This window comes from Mycobacterium sp. (assembly GCF_032162605.1).
Classification (GTDB): Bacteria; Actinomycetota; Actinomycetes; order Mycobacteriales; family Mycobacteriaceae; genus Mycobacterium.
In genome coordinates this window covers 1-2,545 of record NZ_JAVROT010000164.1, presented here as the reverse complement: position 1 = coordinate 2,545, position 2,545 = coordinate 1, and the positions used below count along the sequence as shown (strand labels likewise).

Here is a 2,545-nt window from a genome sequence, read left to right as displayed (position 1 = left end):
GTCGCGGTAGGCATCGAGCTGCGGCTCGACGTCCAACCCGTAGGCGACCGCCGTAAGCCCCGCCGCTTCGGCGAAGCCGATCAGGTCGGGCGGGACGGCGATGCGCACTTCGTGGCCTCTGCGCTGTAGTTCGCGGCCAAGAGCGACAGCAGGCTCGACATCTCCCCGAGATCCATAGCTCGCCATGGCAAATTTCACGACGGTTTCCGCCCCTCCCCGGTCCGTGTACACACTCTCAGTGCCGTCGTTCGTGCTCACCAACGCTCGCACTACGGACGGCCCCGTCCCAACCGGCGCACCCCTGCCACCAATTTCTGGGAAGCCAACACAGCTATGTCATGACCCCTTTTTACAGTGTCGCCGCGAATAAAATCACGGATCCGACCGATTCCGGCAATGGAGCCACGACTGAACGCAACGTCGCCAGGCCAAGCGATATCCGTATACGGGGTGAGGCGACCAAAAATTCTGCTTGTCGATTTATCGCGTGGTGCCGATTCCCGATGTCGGCTACGTCGTGCTCTTGATCGCGTCGGGCAGTCGGCCAGAACATCGATGACACCGTGTCGTGGCTCACGATTTCGTCGTCATTCGCGGCCTGCACGATAGGGTGACGCACGTGTTTCGCCAAGACTGGCTAGCAAATATCCTTGCCACCACCGGACCCGGCGAGTACCTAACCTTCATCTTTTTCCGCCAAGGGAACATATGCGCGGCATAATTCTCGCCGGCGGCTCCGGGACTCGGCTGCATCCGATCACCATGGGCGTTAGCAAGCAACTGCTGCCGGTGTACGACAAGCCGCTCGTCTACTACCCGTTGTCCACGCTGATCATGGCCGGTGTTCGCGATATCCTGGTGATCACCACACCGGCTGATGCCCCGGCGTTCGAACGGCTCCTTGGTGACGGCTCGGCATTCGGGGTGTGCTTGAGCTACGCGATCCAGCGCGAGCCCGAAGGTCTGGCGCAGGCATTCGTGATTGGCGCTGACCACATCGGGACCGACACGGTTGTGCTTGCGCTGGGTGACAACATCTTCTACGGGCCGCGATTGGGCGCGAGTTTGCGCAGATTTCAAAATGTCAGTGGGGGAGCCATTTTCGCTTACTGGGTAGCCAATCCGTCAGCGTACGGCGTGGTTGACTTCGGTCCGGACGAGACGCCGCTGTCGCTGGAGGAGAAGCCCACGACGCCGAAGTCCCATTATGCGATTCCCGGGTTGTACTTCTATGACAACAACGTCATCGAGATCGCCCGATCACTTCGGAAGTCGGACCGGGGTGAGTACGAGATCACGGAGGTCAACCAGACCTACCTGGATCGCGGTCAGCTGTCCGTCGAGGTGCTGCCGCGCGGCACCGCATGGCTGGACACCGGCACCTTCGACTCACTACTGGACGCCAGCGATTACGTTCGCACCATCGAACGCCGTCAGGGTCTGAAGATCGGTGTACCTGAAGAGATTGCCTGGCGCGCGGGCCTCATCGACGACGATCAGCTCGCCGCCCGCGGTAAGGAACTGCTCAAGTCGGGATACGGCAGTTACCTGCTGCAGTTGGTGGCCCGCAATTAGACAACCATGGGCACTCGCGGCAACGACGCTGGTAGACGGGTCGCGGCCGCATTCTGTGGAAAAACCGCATTCCCATGGCCGAGCAGCAAATATCGAACAGCGCACAAAATGCATCCCGCTGGATTCAGGTGTAACGCCCCGAAACGCTGACCGATAGCTCTAGTGAATCTCGGTTGCCAGGTTTAGGACTGATGAATTGGTGGTAATTGAGCCAAATATTGGTAGTGCCCGCCCCGAGTTCAAGCCGGATGATTACAGTTGTGCAATCAGTGACACCAGTTACCAGAAGGGGACACATGATGAAACTGTCGATGACCAAACTTGCCGTCGCGGGTGGTGGCCTGGCGTTGTCGTTGACCGCTGGGGTCGGGTTGGCATCCGCTCAACCCGACTACGGGCCGATGGTCAATTCCACCTGTACTTACGAACAGGCGATGACTGCGGTCCACACGGAGAATCCGACGGCTGCGCAGTACTTAGATCAATCGCCGCCCAACCAGAAATTCCTGCAGGTGTTCCTCGGTTCGTCGCGGGATCAGCGAGTGAATCTGCTCAACCAGATCAAGAACAATCAGGGCGCGGATCAGGCCCTTCCCGTCTTCCAGCAGATGTTGACCAGTTGCACCAAGTACTGAGGTACGAGCGCGCGCCCTCGCCGGCGTCGCAGGCGTTCCTTGAAGCTACTGCGGCGCCCAAGACTGGACTGGTGAGCTTCGGAGGTGGACCAGCACTCGTCGTGAGGCGTACAGATCAAGATCGGCTGGGTGGGCGGTCGGCTGTCGGATGGAGAAGAAGTGGAACTGCATTCGTAGCTATCTCTGGCAGGTCAATTTGCTATGTATCCGAGGCAAGTGCGGCGGTGTTGCCAGGCCCGCGCGGTACGTTGAATCCTATGGCATTCCGAATTCTCGATAGGGGCTCAGTTGACCAGCATGGGATTTCGTGACATGCCTCCGTTCCGGCTGGCCTT

General features: G+C 59.5%; 3 protein-coding genes. 2 read left to right on the top strand and 1 reads right to left on the bottom strand.

The features are described from left to right. On the bottom strand, window positions 1-198 hold a 198-nt coding region (locus tag QOI01_RS10030), incomplete at its 3' end, for a glycosyltransferase (RefSeq protein WP_526380420.1). 510 nt (window positions 199-708) lie between these two features. Here QOI01_RS10030 and rfbA point away from each other — a divergent pair. After that, window positions 709-1,575 carry a glucose-1-phosphate thymidylyltransferase RfbA gene (rfbA, locus tag QOI01_RS10025; protein WP_526380418.1) on the top strand — a complete coding sequence of 289 codons (867 nt, stop codon included), beginning with the start codon at window positions 709-711 and terminating at the stop codon, window positions 1,573-1,575. Between the two features lie 296 nt (window positions 1,576-1,871). Then, window positions 1,872-2,210 (top strand): hemophore-related protein, encoded by a 339-nt coding sequence (locus QOI01_RS10020; RefSeq protein ID WP_526380416.1) that lies wholly within the window; start codon window positions 1,872-1,874, stop codon window positions 2,208-2,210. The last annotated feature ends 335 nt before the right edge of the window (window positions 2,211-2,545 follow it).

Bases quoted from the DNA above. Each gene is read 5' to 3' on its own strand.
- rfbA (WP_526380418.1), top strand. From the start codon at position 709: ATGCGCGGCATAATTCTCGCCGGCGGCTCCGGGACTCGGCTGCATCCG.
- QOI01_RS10020 (WP_526380416.1), top strand. From the start codon at position 1,872: ATGATGAAACTGTCGATGACCAAACTTGCCGTCGCGGGTGGTGGCCTG.